Raw genomic sequence first — 19,375 nt, forward strand, 5'->3', positions numbered from 1 at the left:
CGCGTGACCGGGGCGTCGTCGCGTTCCCGGGGCATGTCCGGTCAACGCAAGCGACTTGCAGAGCGCTGCAACCCCTGCAAGCGATTTGCGTTCCGCGTGGCTAGGATCGATGTATGTCGAGACGGCTTGCCGATGTGGCGAAGAAGGTAGGCGTGAGCGAGGCGACGGTCAGTCGTGTGCTCAACGGGAAGCCCGGGGTGTCCCAGGGCACCCGGGACGCGGTGCTCACCGCCCTGGACGTGCTGGGCTACGAGCGGCCCACCAAGCTGCGCGGCAGCCGCGGCAAGCTCGTGGGGCTGGTGCTGCCCGAGCTCGTGAACCCGATCTTCCCGGCGTTCGCCGAGGTGATCGGCGGTGCGCTGGCCCAGCAGGGGTTCACCCCGGTGCTGTGCACCCGCACGGCCGGCGGCGTGACCGAGGCCGAGTACATCGACCTGCTCCTGGCCCAGCAGGTCTCGGGGGTGATCTTCGCGGGCGGCTTCTACGCCGAGCGCGAGGCCGACCACGCCCACTACCGGCGGCTTGAGGACCTGGGCCTGCCCGTGGTGCTGATGAACGCCTCGATCGAGGACCTCGCCTTTCCGCGCGTGGCCTGCGACGACCTCGTGGCCATGGAGCAGGCCATGGGCCACGTCACGTCGCTGGGGCACCAGCGGGTCGGCCTGCTCCTCGGCCCGGCCGACCACGTGCCCTCGGAGCGCAAGCTCGCCGCCGCCCAGCGGTTCGCGCAGCGGCACGACCTGGAGCTCGATCCCGCGCTGGTCGTGCACTCGCAGTACTCCCTGGAGAGCGGTCAGGCGGCGGCGAACCGCCTGGTCGAGGCGGGTGCGACGGCCATCGTCTGCGCCAGCGACCCCCTGGCCCTGGGTGCGATCCGGGCGGTGCGCCGGGCCGGTCTGGCCTGCCCGGCGGACGTGTCCGTCGTGGGCTTCGACGACTCCGCGCTGATGAACTCCACCGACCCCGCGCTGACCACGGTGCGCCAGCCGATCGAGCCGATGGGCCGGGCCGCCGTCGACCTGCTGGCCGCGCTGATCGGCGGCGGCGACGTCGCGCGCGACGAGCTGCTGTTCGAGCCCGAGCTCGTGGTGCGCGCCTCGACCGCCATGGCGAAGGTAGCCGCACGCTGACCTGTCACAATTTCATCAAGTAGCTGTCGAGTTCTTGCGCGGTCGTTGTCATGTGATTTACGGTTCACGACATGACGACGACGTCCGACGCGACCCTCGAGCCGCGCCCCGCAGACGAGTGGTGGCGCAGCGCCGTGATCTACCAGATCTATCCCCGCAGCTTCGCGGACGGGAACGGCGACGGCACCGGTGACCTCGCCGGCGTCCGCTCCCGCCTGGGCTACCTGCGCGACCTCGGTGTCGACGCGATCTGGTACACGCCCTGGTACGCCTCGCCCCTGGCGGACGGCGGCTACGACGTGCGGGACTACCGCACGATCGACCCCGCGTTCGGCACGCTGGCGGATGCCGAGGCGCTGATCGCCGAGGCCCGCGAGCTGGGCATCCGCACCATCGTCGACGTGGTGCCCAACCACATCTCCTCGGAGCACGAGTGGTTCCAGGCGGCGCTCGCGGCCGGCCCGGGCTCGCCGGAGCGCGAGCGGTTCTGGTTCGACGACGGCAAGGGCCCCGGCGGCGACCAGATGCCCACGGGCTGGGTCTCCAGCTTCCAGGGCGAGACCTGGACCCGGACCACCAACCCGGACGGCACGCCCGGCCAGTGGTACCTGCACCTGTTCACGCCCGAGCAGCCGGACGTGAACTGGAACCACCCCGACGTGCGGCAGGAGCACGAGGACGTGCTGCGGTTCTGGTTCGACCGCGGCGCGGCCGGCATCCGGATCGACTCGGCGGCGCTCATCATCAAGGACCCGGCGCTGCCCGAGGTGCCCGCGACGCCTGGCCCGGGGGAGCACCCGCACCTGGACCGCGACGAGATCCACGACGTCTACCGCGGCTGGCGCCGGGTGGCCGACGACTACGCCGAGCCGCGCGTGCTGGTGGGCGAGGTGTGGCTCGCGGACCACGAGCGGTTCGCCCAGTACCTGCGGCCCGACGAGATGCACACCGCGTTCAACTTCGACTTCATGGCGCGCCCCTGGGACGCCAAGGAGCTGCGCGAGTCGATCCGCACCACGCTCGAGGCGCACGCGCCCGTCGGCGCCCCGGCCACCTGGGTGCTGTCCAACCACGACGTCACCCGGCCCGTGACCCGGTACGGCCGCGAGGACTCCTCCTTCGACTTCGCCGCCAAGCGGTTCGGCACGCCGTCCGACCTGGACCTCGGCACCCGCCGGGCACGCGCCGCCGCTCTGCTGACCGGCGCCCTGCCGGGCGCGCTGTACGTCTACCAGGGCGACGAGCTCGGCCTGCCCGAGGCGGACGTGCCGCGGGAGCTGATCGAGGACCCCATGCACTTCCGGTCCGAGGGCGTGGACCCCGGCCGCGACGGCTGCCGCGTGCCGCTGCCGTGGTCGCGCACCGGCACCAGCCTGGGCTTCGGGCCGGACGACGGCGCCGCGCCCTGGCTGCCCCAGCCCGCCGGCTGGGCGGACCGGTCGGTGCAGGCGCAGGACGGCGACCCGGACTCGATGCTCAGCCTGTACCGCACGGCGCTGCACCTGCGGCGCGACCTCCCGGCGCTGCACGCCGAGGAGCTGACCTGGCTCGACCTCGGCGGCGACAACGTCCTCGCCTTCGCTCGCGGCGCCGGCTTCGCCTGCGTCGTCAACCTCGGGACGACCCCCGTCCCCCTGCCCGCCGGGGCCACCGTGCTCCTGGCGAGCGGCCCCGTCGACGGCGCCGTCGGCCCGGACATCGCTGTCTGGCTCGGCCTGCCGTCCTGATCACCTCCCAGCTTTCCCCCAGACGTGCCGTCCCGGCGGCACACGACCAAGGAGTGACAATGAAGTCAGCAAACAAGCGCGCGGCGTTCGCCCTGGTGGGTGTCCTGTCGCTCGCGGGAACCCTCACGGCCTGCGGCTCGTCGACCGACGCCGCCGAGGAGCCGGAAGGTCCCGTGACCATCGAGGTCTCGATCGACGCCGGCCTCGAGCAGCCCGCGATCGACGCGTTCGACGAGCGCATCGCGCAGTTCGAGGAGGCCAACCCGGACATCAAGGTGGAGACCAAGGAGTTCACCTGGTCCGGCACCACGTTCGCCGCCGAGCTCGCGGGCGGCACCCTGCCCGACGTGTTCCCGATCCCGTTCACCGACGGCCGGGCGCTCATCGAGCGCGGGCAGATCGCCGACGTCAGCGACCTGGTGGCCGAGCTGCCGTACGCCGACCAGTTCAACCCCACGATCGCCGCCGCGGGCCAGGACGCCGAGGGCGCCATGTGGGCCGTCCCGATCGCCGCCTACAACCAGGGCCTGCACTACAACCGGGCGCTCTTCGAGGAGGCCGGGCTCGACCCGGACAACCCCCCGGCCACCTGGGACGAGGTGCGCGAGGCCGCCAAGACCATCGCGGACAAGACCGGCCAGGCGGGCTACGCCCACATGACCCAGAGCAACACCGGCGGCTGGATCCTCACCACCGAGACCTACGCCCTGGGCGGCCGCATGACCGAGGGCGAGGGCGAGGAGACCACCGCGACCGTCGACAACGACGCCACGGTCGCGGCCCTGGAGATGCTGCGCGAGATGCGCTGGGAGGACAACTCCATGGGGTCGTCCTTCCTGTACGACTGGGGCACCATCAACCAGGACTTCGCCGCCGGCAAGATCGGCATGTACGTCTCGGGCGGCGCCAACTACCCCAACCTGTTCACGCAGAACAAGATGAACCCGGACGAGTACGGCGTCACCGTGCTGCCCCTGGAGGGCGACGACGCCGGCACGCTCGGCGGCGGCACGCTGGCCGCGGTGAGCTCCGCGGCGTCCGAGGCCGAGCAGGCCGCGGCCGTGAAGTGGATCGACTTCTACTACATCTCCAAGCTGACCGACCAGGACGCCGCCGTGGCCGAGGCCGAGGTCGCCGCCGAGACCGACCAGCCCGTCGGTGCCCCCGCCCTGCCGATCTTCGACCGGGCGACCTACGAGGAGCAGCAGAGCTGGATCAAGGACCTCGTCAACGTCCCGCTGGAGAACTTCGCGCCGATGACGGACCAGATGTTCGACCAGCCCGTCATCCCCGAGCCCGCCGTCGCCACCCAGGACGTGTACGCGGCACTCGACCCGGTGGTCCAGGCTGTGCTGACGGACGAGAACGCGGACATCGACGCGCTCCTCGCCGACGCCCAGACCCAGGTCCAGGGACTGCTCGACCGCAGCTGACCCTGGGATGACGACACTGTCCAGCCCGCTCCGGGCGACGACGGCGGACGCCCCGCCGTCGTCGTCCGGACCCCGCAGGCGTGCCCGCCGCACGCCCCGGGACTGGCTGCGCGACGGCGGCCTGAGCACCCTGGTCATCGCCCTGCCGATGATCCTGGTCTTCGGGGTGTTCTCCTGGTTCCCGATCGGCCGGGCGCTCGTCATGAGCGTCCAGCAGACCAACCTCATCTCGACCCCCGAGTTCGTGGGGCTCGACAACTTCGTGTTCGTGCTGCAGGACCCCCTGCTGGGCAAGGCCGTGGCGAACACCCTGTGGTTCGCCGTGCTCGCGCTGGTCTTCGGCTACCCGCTGCCGCTGGCCGCCGCCGTCCTGATGAGCGAGGTGCGGCGCATGCGCGGCCTGTTCTCGGCGCTCGCGTACCTGCCCGTCGTCGTACCGCCCGTCGTGGCCGTGCTGCTGTGGAAGTTCTTCTACGACGCCTCACCGACCGGCGTGTTCAACACCATCGCCGGCTGGGTCGGCCTCGGGCCCTTCCCGTGGCTGCAGAACGCGTCCAGCGCCATGCCGTCCCTGGTGCTCGAGGCGACCTGGGCCGCGGCCGGCGGCACCGTCATCATCTACCTCGCCGCCCTGGTCGGGGTCCGCACCGAGCTCTACGAGGCCGCCGAGGTGGACGGCGCCGGCGTGTGGCGCAAGATCTGGCACGTGACCCTGCCGCAGCTGCGCGGCGTCCTGTTCATCACGCTGATCCTGCAGGTCATCGGCACCTCCCAGGTGTTCCTGGAGCCGTTCCTGTTCACCGGCGGCGGCCCCAACAACTCGACGCTGACGATCCTCATGCTGATCTACGACTACGCGTTCGGCAGCAGCCTCGGCGGCAACTACGGGGCCGCGACCGCACTGAGCCTCATGCTCGCGGGCGTCCTGGCCGTCCTGTCCGCGATCTACTTCCGCGTGACCCGACCCTGGAGCAGCTGAGATGGCAGTCAAGAACCAGGCCGCGGTCGCCGAGCGCGGCATCGTCTCGGCCCACGACCGGCGCCGGGCGAGCGTACGGGGCTCGCTCGGCGTGCTCCAGGGCGGCCTCCTGGTCACCCTGGTGTTCGCCGGGCTCGGGCCGATCCTGTGGCTCGCGAAGGCCGCGGTCACCCCGACGCAGGACACGCTGCGCCAGCCGCTGGGCCTCTTCCCGAACGGCGTCGACTGGGCCAACCTCGCCACCGCGTGGGGCCGGGCCGAGATCGACCACTACTTCGTCAACACGCTGATCCTCGCGGTGGGGGCCTGGTTCTTCCAGCTCCTCGTCGCGACCACGGGCGGCTACGTGCTGTCCGTGCTGCGCCCCCGGTACGGCAACCTGATCTTCGGCCTCGTGCTCGCCACGCTCTTCGTGCCGGCGGTCGTGCTGCTCGTGCCGCTGTACCTGACGATCCTCGACGTGCCGCTCCTGAACATCAGCCTGCTCAACACCTTCTGGGCGGTCTGGCTGCCCATGGGCGCCAGCGCGTTCAACGTGCTGCTGGTCAAGCGGTTCTTCGACGGCCTGCCGCGCGAGGTCTTCGAGGCCGCGCGGGTCGACGGCGCCGGACCCTTCCGGCTGCTGTGGTCCATCGTGCTGCCGATGTCCAAGCCCATCCTCGGCGTCGTCTCGGTGTTCGCCGTGATCGCCGCGTGGAAGGACTACCTCTGGCCGCTGCTGGTGCTGCCCGACCCGGACAACCAGCCGCTGTCCGTCCGCCTGCCCGCGATCGCGCCCTACCTGGAGCTCGACGTGTTCCTCGCGGCGCTCGCGATCTCGACCGTGCTGCCCATCGTGCTGTTCCTGGCGTTCCAGCGCCTGTTCCTCAGCGGTGCGGGCCTCGGCGGGGCCGTGAAGGGGTAGTCCGGACGGCATGCGCCCGGCCGCCCGGCGGGTGGCCGGGCCTGTGGACGAGGCAGGGTGGATGTCGGTGGTCCGGCCTAGGATCGACGGTGTGACCAGCCTTTCCGACGCACCCGCCGCAAGCACCGATTCCGCCGAGATTCCCGAGGTGGAGGAGCTGCTCGACCTCGCGGTCGGACAGCTCGGCGGCGGGCGCAGAGAGGGCCAGCACGCCATGGCCGTCGCGGTCGGCGAGGCCATCGACAAGGGCGAGCACCTGCTGGTCCAGGCGGGTACGGGTACCGGTAAGTCGCTCGGGTACCTGGTGCCCGCCGTCCGGCACGCCGTGGCCGCGCAGAGCAAGGTCATCGTCTCCACCGCGACCCTCGCCCTGCAGCGGCAGGTCATCACGCGCGACCTGCCGCTCGTGGCCAAGGCCGTCGCGCCGGCGCTGCCGCGCGAGCCGCGCGTCGCGCTGCTCAAGGGCTGGCACAACTACCTGTGCGTGCACAAGGTGGGCGGCGGCTACCCGGAGGACGAGACCACCCTCTTCGACCTGCCCGGCGGCGAGGACCACCCCAAGACCGAGGAGGCCTCGGGCGGGGCCGGCCGGTCGCGGCGGCGGGACGACGGCGCCACGCTCGCCGACCACGTCCGGCGCCTGCACGAGTGGGCGGGCGAGACGGACAGCGGCGACCGCGACGACCTGGTGCCCGGCGTGCCCGAGCGGGCCTGGCGCCAGGTGTCGGTGACGGCCATGGAGTGCCTGGGCGGCAAGTGCCCCATGCTCGCCGAGTGCTTCCCGGACAAGGCGCGGGCCGCCGCCCGCGAGGCGGACGTGGTGGTCACCAACCACGCGATGCTCGGTATCGCGGCCACGGGCAGCCCGGGCGTGCTCCCGGAGCACGACGTCGTCGTGGTGGACGAGGCGCACGAGCTCACCGACCGCGTGACGTCGTCGGCCACCGTGGACCTGTCCATGGCGTCCGTGGAGAGCGCGGCGCGGCTAGCCCGGCGGCACGCCGGGACGAACACCGACAACCTCGACGCCGCGGCGCAGAACCTCGGCACGCTGCTGCTCACCGCACCAGCGGAGCGGTTCCCGAGCGGCCTGCCGGACGAGCTGCGCACGGCGGTCGGCGCGGTGCGGGACGCCGCGCGCGAGGTGCTGAGCACGCTCAAGCCCGAGGCCGGCGGCAAGGGCGCGAAGGCCAAGGACGCGGGCCAGCCCGACCCGGGACTCAAGATGGCGCAGGGCGCCATGCTCCAGCTCTTCGAGACGGCCGAGCGCATGGCGTCGCAGGACACGACCGCCGACGTGCTGTGGTGCTCGCGCCCGGACAACGGCTGGGGCGGGTTCGGCGACAACGTGACGCGGCTGCACGCCGCCCCGCTGCACGTCGCGGGCCTGATCCGCACGCACCTGCTGGGGGAGTCGACCGGTGTGTTCACCTCGGCCACCCTCGCGCTCGGCGGCACGTTCGACGCCGTGGCCGGCACCCTCGGGCTCAAGGGTGAGGACGCCCCGCCGTGGCACGGCCTGGACGCGGGCAGCCCCTTCGACTACCCGAAGCAGGGCATCCTCTACATCGCGCGGCACCTGCCGGCCCCTGGCCGGGAGCCCACCACCGAGGCGCAGCTCGACGAGATCGCCGAGCTCATCACGGCCGCCGGCGGCCGCACGCTCGGCCTGTTCTCGTCCCGGCGTGCCGCGAACGCCGCCGCCGAGGCCATGCGGGAGCGGCTCGACTTCCCGATCCTGGCGCAGGGTGACGACCAGCTGCCCACCCTGGTGCGGGAGTTCGCCGACGACCCGGCCACGTGCCTGTTCGGCACGTTGTCCCTCTGGCAGGGCGTCGACGTCCCCGGGCCGTCGAACCAGCTCGTGCTCATCGACCGCATCCCGTTCCCGCGGCCCGACGACCCGGTCAAGGCCGCGCGCGCCCGCGCCATCGAGCAGGCGGGCGGCAACGGGTTCATGGCGGTCTCGGCGCAGCACGCCGCGCTGCTGCTCGCGCAGGGCGCGGGGCGCCTGGTCCGCAGCATGGACGACCGGGGTGTCGTCGCGGTCCTGGACCCGCGGCTCGCGACGGCGCGGTACGCGTCCTTCCTCACCCGGTCCATGCCCGGGTTCTGGCCCACCACCGACCCGAAGCTGGTCCGCGCCGCGCTCGCCCGGCTCGACACGTAGCCGTCGCGGCCCGCGCCGCCGGGGCCTCTGCGCCTAGCCTGAGGGCATGGCAGCCACCCCGGACGTCCCCGCCGCCCAGCCCGCCTCCCGGACCACCAAGATCGCCGTGGTGGGCGCCGGGGCGGTGGGCTCAACGCTCGCCTTCGCGGCGCTGACCCGCGGTTCGGCGCGCACCATCGCGCTGCTGGACATCGACCGGCAGAAGGTCGACGCCGAGGTGCTCGACCTGCAGCACGGCCTGATGTTCACGCCCCAGGCGCACGTGATCGGCTCGGACGACCCGGCGGTGTGCGAGGGGGCCGACGTCGTCGTCGTGACCGCGGGGGCCAAGCAGAAGCCGGGCCAGAGCCGCGTCGACCTGGCGGAGGCGACCATCGGGCTGATGCGCAACATCCTGCCGGGCCTGGTCGAGGTCGCGCCGGACGCGACCTACCTGATGGTGACCAACCCCGTGGACGTGGTGACCTACGCGGCCCTCAAGATCTCGGGCCTGCCGCCCGAGCGGCTCTTCGGCAGCGGCACCGTGCTGGACTCCTCGCGGCTGCGCGTGGTGCTCGCCGAACGGTGCGGCGTGGCCGTCGGGAACGTGCACGCCTACATCGCGGGCGAGCACGGCGACTCGGAGATCGCGCTGTGGAGCTCGGCCTCGATCGGCGGCGTGCCGCTGCTCGACTGGGTGCCGGTGGGCGGCGCCGGGCCCATCGACTCGGCGACGCGGGCCGAGGTGCACCACGAGGTGGTCGACTCCGCCTACCGGATCATCGCGGGCAAGGGCGCCACCAACTACGCCGTCGGCCTGGCCGCGACGCGCATCATCGAGGCCGTGCTCAAGGACGAGCGGCGGATCATGCCGGTGTCCTCGCTGCTGGACGACTACCACGGCATCAGCGACGTGTGCCTGTCCGTGCCGTCGCTGGTGGACCGGCGGGGAGTCACCGGCGCGGTACCCGTGCCGATGTCCGACGACGAGCTGGCCGGGCTGCGCGCGTCCGCGGAGAGCGTGCGGGCGGTGCAGCGAAGGTTCGGGTTCTAGGTCTCGACAAGCTCGACCAACAAGAACAGGCTCGACCAGCGATTGCTGGTCGAGCCTGTCGAGACCTACCTCAGAGGCTCCGCAGCACCGCGACGACGCGGCCCAGGATCTGCGCCTCGTCACCCGGGATGGGCTCGTAGGCCGGGTTCTGCGGCAGCAGCAGCACGTGCCCGTCGGTCTGCTTGAACGTCTTGACCGTGGCCTCGCCGTCGATCATGGCGGCGACGATCTCGCCCTGCTCCGCCACGTTCTGGCGGCGCACGACGACCCAGTCGCCGTCGCAGATCGCGGCATCGACCATGGAGTCGCCCGCGACCTTGAGCAGGAACAGCTCGCCGTCACCGACCAGCTGGCGGGGGAGCGGGAAGACGTCCTCGACGACCTGCTCGGCGAGGATCGGGCCACCGGCCGCGATCCGGCCGACGAGCGGCACGTACGACGGCGGCGGGGTGCTCGCGTCGTCGGGCACCGAGCTGCCCCAGTGCACCTGGCCGCTGCGGCGCGGCTCCGGCCAGTGGATCTCGCCGCGCGACGGCTTGTCGACCTGCTCCGCCATGGGCTCGACGAGCTCCATCGCGCGCGGCCGGTTGGGGTCGCGGCGCAGGAAGCCCTTCTTCTCCAGCATCTGGAGCTGGTGCTTGACGCTCGACGGGCTGGCCAGCCCGACGGCCTCGCCGATCTCTCGCATCGACGGCGGGTAACCGCGCGTCTCGAACGACTGCCGAATCGTGTCCAGCACAAGGCGCTGCCGCTCGGTGAGGCGGTCTGCCGGCGAGATCGTGTGCACGTCGGCGACGACTCCGTCGCCCGGCGCGTCCAACGTGGCGACACCCGAGAGTGCCGTGTCGACGGCTCTCGTGTCGCTGGTCCCGTCCCGTCCCGTCATGCCCGTGCCCCTCCCGTTCCGACAAATGTTCTCCTGTGCGCTGCCCACTCTAGATCACAATTCCACTCGGCTCAAACGAATGTTCGAGCGTGTCTCGACATCGACGGTGTCCCGTGCTACACAATGGTACGAGCGTTCGACGAACGTGTGTATGACGGACAAGAGTTCGAGTCGTCTTTCGAGGAGGGGCCATGGGGGACGTGATCCCGCTGCGGCAGTACACCCCGGCGTACGGGCAGGTGTCCGGAACGAGTGCGGCGGTGCGGGCGTACCGGCTCAGCCCGGCGCACCCGGCCGTCCGGAAGGTCGCCCCGGCCGGGCCTCGCGCGGTCGCCCCGGCCCAGGGAATGTCCCGAGCGCAAGAGTCGCACCGGCCGTACGCCCCGCAGGGCGCGCGCTCGGTCGCCGACCGGCTCGGGCTCGACGGCCTGCGGCTCACCCGTCGCGGCCGGTTCGTGCTGGTGCTCCTGGCGATGCTCCTGGTCGCGCCGATGGTCACGTGGGGCGCGACCGCCGTCGCGAGCTCGCCCGGCGAACCGACCGAGGTCCGGGTGCACGCGGTCCAGCCGGGGGAGACCCTCTGGGGCTTCGCCCAGGAGGTCGCGCGGCCCGGCGAGGACGTGCGGCACGCCGTCTCCCGGCTCCAGGACCTGAACGAGATGTCGTCCGCCACGGTGCGGGTCGGCGAGCTGCTCCTGCTCCCGAAGGAGTGAGCTAAGGGCGCCCAAACTGGCCAGAGGCGACGATTCGCCGTCAAATGTTGCGGCGATGTTGCATGGGGGTGGTTTGCCCGCTTACGGTCGGGGCGCGACCGGATGTCTCCGGTCCGTGGCCGACCATGCAGGAGTGAAGCATGCACTGCCCGTTCTGTCGCCACGCCGACTCGCGCGTGGTCGACTCGCGGACCGCCGACGACGGCCTGTCGATCCGGCGCAGAAGGCAGTGCCCGAACTGCAACCGTCGGTTCACCACCGTCGAGACGGCGAGCCTCTCGATCGTGAAGCGCTCCGGCGCCACCGAACCCTTCAGCAGGGACAAGGTCGCGGCCGGCGTCCGCAAGGCGTGCCAGGGCCGCCCCGTCAGCGACGACGATCTCGCGATCCTGGCCCAGCGGGTCGAGGAGACCCTGCGCAGCAACGGCAGCGCGGAGATCGACGCGTACGAGGTGGGCCTCGCGATCCTCGGCCCCCTGCGCGAGCTCGACGAGGTGGCCTACCTCCGCTTCGCCAGCGTCTACCAGTCGTTCGACTCGCTCGAGGACTTCGAGAGCGCGATCACCTCGCTGCGCGCCGAGCGCGCCGAGCGTGAGGCGGAGCGGGCCGCGGCTCAGGCGTAGACCCCGGCCGGCCGGGGCGAAAAAGCGATTGGCACCCCGGCGCGCCGTGGTGCAGGCTGGGGCCGACGACGGACCCGATCGTGGGACCCCCGAAACAAGAGGAGGTGATCGGTGTGACGGACGAGAAGACCGATGCCGAGGAGGCAGTGGCCCAGGACGCAGAGGCGCCCAAGGCCGCGACCGCGCCGAGCACGGACGCGAAGGCGCGGTTCAAGGAAGCGCTGGACCGGAAGAACGCCGCACGCGGTCGATCTGCCGCCGGCGACGTGAACACGGGATCTGTGCACGGCTCGGAGACGACCGGCCCGGTCCAGAAGATGTTCCGCCGCAAGTCCGGCTGATCCTCGGCCGCAGAGGCCGCCGACCTGGTGAATCACCGGGTCGGCGGCCTTTGTCGTTCTCACGCAGGACGGAGTGAGAGCCGGTGCGAGGAGAGTGTCACGATTCCTGCCACGAATGGGGTGCCGATGGCTGCCCACGAAGCAGGTCCAGCCGCAGGGCCGGGCGCCATCTGTTGTTCGCCGACGCGGACGTGCGCGAGCGGCTCGAGGCCTACGCTGCTGACGCCGAGACCGGATGGTGCCGCGTGAGAAAGCTGAGAACGGGCGGCCAGACCTGGTGTGGATCCGTGGCGGGGGCGGCGTGGCCAAGGCCAGGCAGCTCGAGGTACTCCGCGCCGGGGATCGCGTCGGCGACCTCGCGGGCTCGGGCTGCGAAGGTGTCGGTGTCGAGCTCGAAACCCACGACCAAGCACGGGACCACGACGTCGGCAAGGCGGGAGAGCCGGTCCTGATAGGACCTGATGAATCCTGCGGACCGGCGTCGCGCCTGCGGGTCGGGCGGCCCGGACCAGTCGTCTTGCGTGGCGCGCAGGTGCCTCACGAAGCCGTCGTCGGCCAGCCGCTCGGGCGGAAACGCCGTGAGCAGGTTCAAGAGGAGCCGCAGGCTGTCGGTGCCGTGGTCGAGGAGGTCGTCCCATGCCTGCTGGAGGATGACGTCGATCTGGTTCTGGCGTCCGTAGGGCGCGAGCAGGGCAGCGGCCCGGACTCTGGTCGGGGCTGCGAGGGCGACCTCCTGCGCGACCGCAGCGCCCTGCGACCAGCCGACCAGCGCGACCGGCGCCTCCCTGCGTTCCACGAACTCCGTGACGCAGGCGACGACGCTGCACCAGTCGTCCTGCTCGGGGCGGTGCTCGAACGTCGTGACTCGGTGGCCGGCGCGCAGGAGGTCGCCGCGTGTGGCGGCGGACCATGCGACCGGGTCGGCGAGCGGGTTGCTGAGGAAGACGACTTCGGGTCCATCTCCCCAGGTGTGAGTGATGCCGAGGTCGTCCTCGGTGCGTCGGGCCGCCTCACGTCCGGTGTCCACGGTCGTAGTGTCCCAGCCGACCGGCGGGGCTCGGATCAAGACCAGCGCAGGCAGAAGATGTTCCGCCGCAGGCCCGGCTGAACGGCGGCCTCTGTCGTCTCGCGACGGGGCCGGGGCACACCGACGTCACGCACTCATCCCGTCCGTCTCCACGTCCAGGAGCCGGTGGTGCCGGAACGTGAGCGCCCGCTCGACGCCTGCGAGGGCCGCGGCGACGGTCAGCACCGCGTTCGCCTTGGCGGGGAGATCGACGGGCGAGACGAACGACGGGAAGCGTTCCGTCCAGAGCGGCAGGTGGGTGACCACCTCGAGCAGCTGCGGCGCGAGCAGGGTCAGGTTGACCACCAGCACGAGCACGGCGGCGGTGGCCAGGGCTCGTCCGAGCGCCGGGTGGCGCCGGGACAGCTGGGCCCGCCAGTGTTCGGGCGTCCCGGGTGCCGGATCGAGACGCCGCTCGCCGCCGTTCGTGCCGACCAGGTGGATGCGCTGCATGCCGTACCTGCTCGCGGCGACCTCGATGCGGTCCGGCCCGATCGGGAACCGGACCGGCATGTCGGCGGACCACACGTGGCGGCCGTCCCGGTAGAGCGATGCACGGCCCTCCATGTGGTCGACGTCGACCGTCGCGACCGAGCCGTCGGGGAGCACCGTCTCGAACCGGGTGCGCTCGAGCGAGGCGGAGGGGCGGAACGGCGGCAACGGCGCCCCGGGCCTGGGTGCGGGCGTCGACCACGCACCCGAACCGTCGTCGACGTCGTCGAGCCCGTCGACGTCATCGAGTCCGTCCAGGCCCCCAAGGCCGTAGGGATCGCGTGCCACGCTGGTTCCTCTCCGTAGATCTGGGTGCGTCACTGGTCCGTCGGGCACCACTCCACACCGTGTCGCAGGGGCCCGGTCAACCCTCGGGCGGAAGGTCGTGACACCTGTCATGCGTCGGCCGTCGCCGTGTCACGTGCACCGGTGACTGACCGGCACTCCCGGCCGCCACGTCCCGCCGGGAGGGTTGCGACATGAGCCGAACCAGCACGCGACTGCCGCACCCGGTCCCCGCGGGAGCCCCCTACCACCTCGCGCTCGCGGGCGAGAAGCGCCGGATCGGCCGGGGCGTCCTCGCGATCGTGCTGCTGCACGCCGGCCTGCTGGGCTTCGGCGCGGCGTTCGCGCAGCTCGGGGGCCAGATCGACCTCGCGCTCGGGCGGAACAGCGTCGTCACCGGCGGTACGGAGTTCACGACCGTCACCCTGGCCAGCACCTACGCCTCCACCGCGCTGCTTATCCCGTGGAGCATGCTGATCCAGCGCTGGCTGTACGGCGTCGGCGGCGCCTCGCTGCACTCGGTCGCGCGAGTGTTCCGGCCCGCGGTCCTCGGCCGGGCGATCCTGGTCCTGGCACCGGTCTGGGCGCTCTACATGGCGGTGCTCGCGGTGCTGGAGCCGTCCCCGGCGGGATCGTGGACGACGGCAGACCTCGTGTTCATGTTCGTGGTCACGATCATCGTCGTGCCGCTGCAGAGCGCGGGGGAGGAGTACGGCTACCGCGGGCTGATCTTCCGGGTCGCCGCGAGCTGGGGCCGCGGGCCACGGGCCGCGCTCGCGCTCGGCGTCGCCGTCTCGGCCGTGCTCTTCGCGACGATCCACCTGTCGACCGACGTGTGGCTGAACCTGCAGTTTCTGGCGGTCGGCGTCGCGTTCGCCCTGATCGCCTGGCGCACGGGCGGCATCGAGACCGGGGTCGTGCTGCACGCCGCCAACAACGTCTTCGGGCTCCTGCTGGCCCTGGCGCTGCACGCCGACCTCGGGGCGTCGGCCGACCGGTCCGCCGGGGCCGGGTCCGTCGTGTACCTGATCCCGGTCGTCCTGCTGGCGGTGATCACGGCGGTGGTCTGGTACCGCACGCGCGCGCCGCGGGAGGCCTGACCCCCGCCCGTCACCCCGCGAGGGGCGCCGTCGAGTCGCGGACCACGAGCTCCGGCCGGAACAGCAGCGACGTGCCGGGGCCGGAGCCCTCGTCGTCCTCCGGGGTGTGCAGGGCGCGGAACGCGGCGGCGGCCATCTCCTTCATGGGCTGCCGCACCGTGGTCAGGGCCGGTGAGTACAGCTCGGCGAGCACGATGTCGTCGAACCCGGCGACCGAGATGTCCTGGCCCACCTCGAGCCCGGCGTCGCGCACGGCGCGGCACACGCCGATCGCGGTCATGTCGTTGACCGCGAAGATCGCGGTGGGCGGGTTGGGGCCGGCGAGCAGCTCGGTCGTGGCCACCCTGCCCAGCTCGGCGGCCTCGACGTCGCCGAACTGGCTGTCGACGCTGCTGCCGGGCCAGGTGACGACGTCCTGGCGCGCGATGCCCGCGCGCTCCAGGGCGCGCAGGAAACCCTCGAACCGCTCCGTGCGGTTGATCGACCGGATGGCGCCCGAGACGAACGCGATCCGGCGGTGGCCGAGCGACACCAGGTGCTCGCCCATCAGCTCGGCGCCGATCGTGTTGTCGACGCTGACGTTGATCAGGCCCGCCGGGTCGGTGGCCTGCGCCGTCCGGTCGAAGGCGACCAGCCGCAGGCCGTCCTCCAGCAGGCTGGAGACGTGCTCCAGGGAGGGCAGGGACGAGCACAGCACGATGCCGCGGATGCCGTCGGAGACCAGCTCGTCGACGTACTGGCGCTCGCGGCCGGGGTCGCGCTCGGAGTTGCACAGCAGCACGTGGAAGCCCTGCGTCAGCGCGGCGGCCTCGACGTGGCGCGCGAGCGCGCCCCAGTACGGGTTGCCGACGGACGGCACCACCAGGCCGATGACCTGCGGCTTGCCGGTGCGGAGCTGGCGGGCGGCCCGGTTGGGCCGGTAGCCGAGCTTGCGGATGGTGGACTCCACCCGCTGCCGGGTCTCGGGCAGCATGCGTTCCGTGCGGCCGTTGAGCAGGTTCGAGACGGTGCTCGTTGACACTCCCGCCGCTCGCGCGACGTCCAGGATCGTGACTCCAGCCATGTGCGGGTGCGGCCCCCTCCGGTTCGGGATCCAGCCCATTTGCCAGTGCATCGATGGACTGAACTGACCCCAGCATAGTCCATAAACGGACACTTGACCCCTGCCTGATGGCCCCCTATGGTCAGTGCATCGTTACACCAGGGAGTCATGGCAGACTCCCTCGCCTTGGTGAGATCAGTGCCGATCGAAAGGGCAAGTCATGGAACTCAGCCGTCGCAACTTCCTCGCGGCCATGGGCCTCGGGACCGCGACCGTCATGGCGGGATGCGCCACGACGAGCGGCAGCGGCGCACCTGCCGCCGACGCCAGCGGCCCCGCGCAGGGCGACATCACCTTCCTGTGCGCGCTGTTCGAGGGCGCCACGGGCAAGGAGACGCTCGAGGGCAACCTGCTCAAGCAGTTCAAGGAGAAGTACCCCGACGTCAACGTCACCGTGGACTACACGGACTACGGCTCCCTCAACGAGAAGATCACGACGGGCCTGGCCAGCGGCCTCATGCCCGACGTCGTCACGCTCGGCGTCGGCTGGATCCCCGCCTTCGCCTACAAGAACGCGATCGCGCCCCTGCCCGACGAGCTGGCCACCCGCTACACCTACGAGGAGCGGGTGCTGGAGCCGTCGCGGTTCGACGGCAAGCTCTACGCGCTGCCGATGGTGCTGGACACCCGCATCGCGGCCTACCGCAAGGACTTCTTCGAGGAAGCCGGGATCAAGGACACGCCCAAGGACTGGGCCGAGCTGCGCGAGATGGCCAAGGAGCTCACCGTCCGGGACGCCGGCGGCCGGGTCGAGCGCGTCGGGTTCGACCCGTTCTCCATCGACCTGCGCCAGTGCTGGGAGACGCTGCTGTTCGGCAACTCCGGGCAGCTCTTCTCCCCTGACGGCCGCGAGGTGCTGTTCGACGGCCCCGAGGGCGTCGCGGCGCTGCAGCTCTTCCTCGACATGATCAAGGACGGCTCGGCCGACTTCGCGCTCAAGACCGAGGTCGGCCAGCCGACCAGCCTGCAGCAGGGCACCTCGGCGATCATGATGACCAACAACTCGCTCTACGTGCAGCTGCAGCAGCAGAGCCCGGAGCTGATCGACAAGATCGGCACCTTCGTCATGGGGAACACCGCCCCGGCCATGCTCCAGGGCGGCACGATGATTTCGCAGTCCGCGAGCTCCAAGAACCCGGCCGCGGCGCGGGCGCTCGTGGAGTTCCTCGGCTCGCCCGACGCCGTCCTGGTCGCCGCCGAGCAGCGCGGCTCGGTCCCCGCGATCTCCGACCTGATCGACAGCGACTACGTCAAGGGCAACCCCATGGTCGCGTTCGCGGTGGAGAACCTCGACAAGGCGTGGTCCGAGGGCGGCACGCCGGCCTGGATGGAGATCCGGGAGAAGATCAAGCCGACCCTCGAGACCGCCGTCGTCGGCCAGCAGACCGCCGAGCAGGCCATCGCCCAGCTCGCCGGCATCGCGGACGACGCGATCGCCCGCCTGTGAACCGGTCCGTCCACTCGAGGAAGAGGGTCCTGTCGTGGCCGTTGTCTCCGCGCCGCGCGCCGTGAGCGCGCCGCCCGCCGCGCCGCCCCGCTCGTCCGCGCCCCGGCGCGGGCGGGCGGGGGCGGCCCGCCGCCGGGCCGGGATGCTGATGGTGGCGCCCGCGTTCCTGCACGCCCTGATCTGGATCGGCATCCCCGTGATCGCCGCGTTCGTGCTGTCGTTCACGTCCTACGACGTGCTCACGCAGCCCCGGTTCATCGGCCTGCAGAACTACCTGGACGCGTTCGGCGACCCCGTGTTCCGCCGGGGCATGCTCAACACCCTGGTCTACGCGTTCTTCACCGTGCCGGTCGCGATGGCGATCGCCCTGCTCATCGCGCTCATGCTCGACACGCAGCTGCGGGCCAGGGCGCTGTTCCGCACCGCGGTGTTCATCCCGCAGGTCACCGCCACCATCGCCGTCGCGCTGGTCTGGCTGTGGATCTACGACCCGCGCAACGGCCTGCTCAACATGGCGCTCGGCTTCTTCGGGCTGCCCGCGCAGAACTGGCTCTCGTCGACCACCTGGGCGATGCCCGCGGTGATCACCGTCGGCATCTGGCAGGGCATCGGCCTGAAGATGCTCATCTACCTGGCCGCGCTCCAGTCGCTGCCGAAGGACGTCTACGAGGCGGCCTCGGTGGACGGCGCCTCCCGGACGCGCCAGTTCTTCAGCCTCACGCTGCCGCTGCTGCGCCCGGCCACCTTCTTCGTCTTCGTCACCTCGGTCATCTCCGCCTTCCAGGCGTTCGACCTCATCTACATCCTCACCGACGGTGGGCCGGCGAACACGACCACGATGATGACCTACGAGATCTACAAGTCCGCGTTCCGGGAGTTCCGCGTCGGCTACGCGTGCGCCCAGTCCATCGTGCTGTTCGTGTTCCTGCTGATCCTGACCCTCGCGAACCGACGGCTCAACGGAGGCGACAGTGGCAGGCACTGACCTCGCGGCGGCCCCGCCGCGCACGACCCCGGGCTCCGCCCGCACCCCGGCGGCCCGCCGCCGGCTCGAACGCGGCGCCCTCTACGTGGTGCTGACCGTCATCGCCGTGGTGATGATCGTGCCCTTCGTGTGGATGGTCCTCACCTCGCTCAAGACGCCCCAGGACCTCGCGGCCACCCCGCCGTCGTTCCTGCCCGCGCAGTGGGCGTGGGGCAACTACGCCGAGGCGCTCGCGGCGGCGCCGTTCCTGACCTACGCCCGCAACAGCCTGATCATCGCGGTGAGCCACACGGCCATCAACCTCGTGATCGCGTCGATGGCGGGCTACGCGCTGGCCCGGCTGCGGTTCCGCGGGTCGGAGCTGGTGTTCATCGGCTTCGTCGCGGCGCTGATGATCCCGACCTACACCAAGATCATCCCGGAGTTCCTGATCGTGCGGTTCATGCCGCTGTTCGGGGGCAACGACATCCTGGGGCAGGGCGGCACCGGCTGGCTCGACACCTGGTGGGCGCTGATCGTCCCCGGCGCGGTGACGCCGTTCGCGGTGTTCCTGTTCCGCCAGTTCTACCTGGACCTGCCGGTGGAGCTCGAGGAGGCGGCCCGCCTGGACGGCGTCAGCGAGCTGGGCATCTGGGCGCGGATCATGACGCCGCTGGTCAAGCCGGCGTTCATCACGGTGGCGCTGCTGACCTTCGAGAGCTCCTGGAACAACTTCCTGTGGCCGTTGCTCGTCACGCGCACCGACTCGATGCGCGTGATCCAGGTGGGCCTGTCGGTGTTCCGCACCGAGAACGACACGCAGTGGGCCTTCCTCATGGCGGGGACGACCCTGGCGACCGTGCCGATGGTGGTGCTGTTCCTCCTCGGCCAGAAGTACTTCGTCCGCGGGTTCGCCAACGCGGGCATCAAGTGACACGCGGGCAACAGATGACACGCGGCAGGGCGCCGCGTGCCGAACG

At 71.5% G+C, this 19,375-nt stretch carries 18 protein-coding genes; 14 read left to right on the forward strand and 4 right to left on the reverse strand.

Annotated features, from left to right (window positions below):
- The first annotated feature begins 113 nt into the window (after positions 1–113).
- From ACFU5G_RS02955 to ACFU5G_RS02985, 7 genes are all read left to right on the forward strand, one after another.
- A complete protein-coding gene (locus tag ACFU5G_RS02955) occupies positions 114–1,130 on the forward strand; it encodes a LacI family DNA-binding transcriptional regulator (RefSeq protein WP_377240622.1) in 1,017 nt (338 codons plus the stop codon).
- 71 nt (positions 1,131–1,201) lie between these two features.
- Complete coding sequence (locus tag ACFU5G_RS02960) at positions 1,202–2,857, forward strand: glycoside hydrolase family 13 protein (protein WP_377240624.1); 1,656 nt, start codon at positions 1,202–1,204, stop codon at positions 2,855–2,857.
- Between the two features lie 59 nt (positions 2,858–2,916).
- Complete coding sequence (locus ACFU5G_RS02965; RefSeq protein WP_377240626.1) at positions 2,917–4,290, forward strand: ABC transporter substrate-binding protein; 1,374 nt, start codon at positions 2,917–2,919, stop codon at positions 4,288–4,290.
- A 7-nt stretch (positions 4,291–4,297) separates the two neighbouring features.
- Positions 4,298–5,269, forward strand: a complete 972-nt coding sequence (locus ACFU5G_RS02970) for a carbohydrate ABC transporter permease (RefSeq protein WP_377240628.1) — start codon at positions 4,298–4,300, stop codon at positions 5,267–5,269.
- Position 5,270: 1 nt separating this feature from the next.
- Positions 5,271–6,173, forward strand: coding sequence for a carbohydrate ABC transporter permease (locus ACFU5G_RS02975; RefSeq protein ID WP_377240630.1), 903 nt, complete (start codon positions 5,271–5,273; stop codon positions 6,171–6,173).
- 61 nt (positions 6,174–6,234) lie between these two features.
- The gene (locus ACFU5G_RS02980; RefSeq protein WP_377240732.1) at positions 6,235–8,343 is read left to right on the forward strand and encodes an ATP-dependent DNA helicase; all 2,109 of its coding nucleotides are present in this window, start codon (positions 6,235–6,237) and stop codon (positions 8,341–8,343) included.
- A 46-nt stretch (positions 8,344–8,389) separates the two neighbouring features.
- Complete coding sequence (locus ACFU5G_RS02985; RefSeq protein WP_377240632.1) at positions 8,390–9,376, forward strand: L-lactate dehydrogenase; 987 nt, start codon at positions 8,390–8,392, stop codon at positions 9,374–9,376.
- A gap of 70 nt (positions 9,377–9,446) precedes the next feature.
- Here the strand turns inward: ACFU5G_RS02985 and lexA are convergent, their stop codons facing one another.
- A complete protein-coding gene (gene lexA / locus ACFU5G_RS02990; RefSeq protein WP_377240634.1) occupies positions 9,447–10,262 on the reverse strand; it encodes a transcriptional repressor LexA in 816 nt (271 codons plus the stop codon).
- Between the two features lie 191 nt (positions 10,263–10,453).
- Here lexA and ACFU5G_RS02995 point away from each other — a divergent pair, with 191 nt between their 5' ends.
- From ACFU5G_RS02995 to ACFU5G_RS03005, 3 genes are all read left to right on the forward strand, one after another.
- Complete coding sequence (locus ACFU5G_RS02995) at positions 10,454–10,975, forward strand: LysM peptidoglycan-binding domain-containing protein (protein ID WP_377240636.1); 522 nt, start codon at positions 10,454–10,456, stop codon at positions 10,973–10,975.
- Positions 10,976–11,115: 140 nt separating this feature from the next.
- Entirely contained in the window at positions 11,116–11,598 is a 483-nt protein-coding gene (gene nrdR / locus ACFU5G_RS03000) for a transcriptional regulator NrdR (RefSeq protein WP_377240638.1), read from the forward strand.
- A gap of 113 nt (positions 11,599–11,711) precedes the next feature.
- Positions 11,712–11,939, forward strand: coding sequence for a DUF5302 domain-containing protein (locus ACFU5G_RS03005; RefSeq protein WP_377240640.1), 228 nt, complete (start codon positions 11,712–11,714; stop codon positions 11,937–11,939).
- A 211-nt stretch (positions 11,940–12,150) separates the two neighbouring features.
- On the opposite strand, the gene ACFU5G_RS03010 is transcribed toward ACFU5G_RS03005, so the two are convergent.
- Positions 12,151–12,966 (reverse strand): alpha/beta fold hydrolase, encoded by an 816-nt coding sequence (locus ACFU5G_RS03010; protein WP_377240642.1) that lies wholly within the window; start codon positions 12,964–12,966, stop codon positions 12,151–12,153.
- 126 nt (positions 12,967–13,092) lie between these two features.
- Positions 13,093–13,785 carry a hypothetical protein gene (locus ACFU5G_RS03015; RefSeq protein ID WP_377240644.1) on the reverse strand — a complete coding sequence of 231 codons (693 nt, stop codon included), beginning with the start codon at positions 13,783–13,785 and terminating at the stop codon, positions 13,093–13,095.
- Between the two features lie 191 nt (positions 13,786–13,976).
- On the opposite strand from ACFU5G_RS03015, the gene ACFU5G_RS03020 reads away from it, so the two are divergent.
- The gene (locus tag ACFU5G_RS03020; RefSeq protein ID WP_377240646.1) at positions 13,977–14,882 is read left to right on the forward strand and encodes a CPBP family intramembrane glutamic endopeptidase; all 906 of its coding nucleotides are present in this window, start codon (positions 13,977–13,979) and stop codon (positions 14,880–14,882) included.
- A gap of 10 nt (positions 14,883–14,892) precedes the next feature.
- On the opposite strand, the gene ACFU5G_RS03025 is transcribed toward ACFU5G_RS03020, so the two are convergent.
- On the reverse strand, positions 14,893–15,945 hold the full coding sequence (locus tag ACFU5G_RS03025; RefSeq protein ID WP_377240648.1) for a LacI family DNA-binding transcriptional regulator: 1,053 nt from the start codon (positions 15,943–15,945) through the stop codon (positions 14,893–14,895).
- 199 nt (positions 15,946–16,144) lie between these two features.
- Between ACFU5G_RS03025 and ACFU5G_RS03030 the strand changes: the two genes are divergently transcribed.
- Genes ACFU5G_RS03030 through ACFU5G_RS03040 form a run of 3 tightly spaced genes read left to right on the forward strand, consistent with a single transcriptional unit; the run spans position 16,145 to position 19,329 of the window.
- Positions 16,145–17,431 carry an extracellular solute-binding protein gene (locus ACFU5G_RS03030; protein ID WP_377240650.1) on the forward strand — a complete coding sequence of 429 codons (1,287 nt, stop codon included), beginning with the start codon at positions 16,145–16,147 and terminating at the stop codon, positions 17,429–17,431.
- Positions 17,432–17,465: 34 nt separating this feature from the next.
- Entirely contained in the window at positions 17,466–18,416 is a 951-nt protein-coding gene (locus ACFU5G_RS03035; RefSeq protein ID WP_377240652.1) for a carbohydrate ABC transporter permease, read from the forward strand.
- Positions 18,403–19,329: a carbohydrate ABC transporter permease gene (locus ACFU5G_RS03040; RefSeq protein WP_377240654.1), complete on the forward strand. Its 927-nt coding sequence runs from the start codon at positions 18,403–18,405 to the stop codon at positions 19,327–19,329. Before ACFU5G_RS03035 ends, ACFU5G_RS03040 begins: the two co-directional genes overlap by 14 nt.
- The last annotated feature ends 46 nt before the right edge of the window (positions 19,330–19,375 follow it).

Origin of the sequence: Promicromonospora sp. NPDC057488, from assembly GCF_042802395.1 — a bacterium.
GTDB lineage: Bacteria > Actinomycetota > Actinomycetes > Actinomycetales > Cellulomonadaceae > Promicromonospora.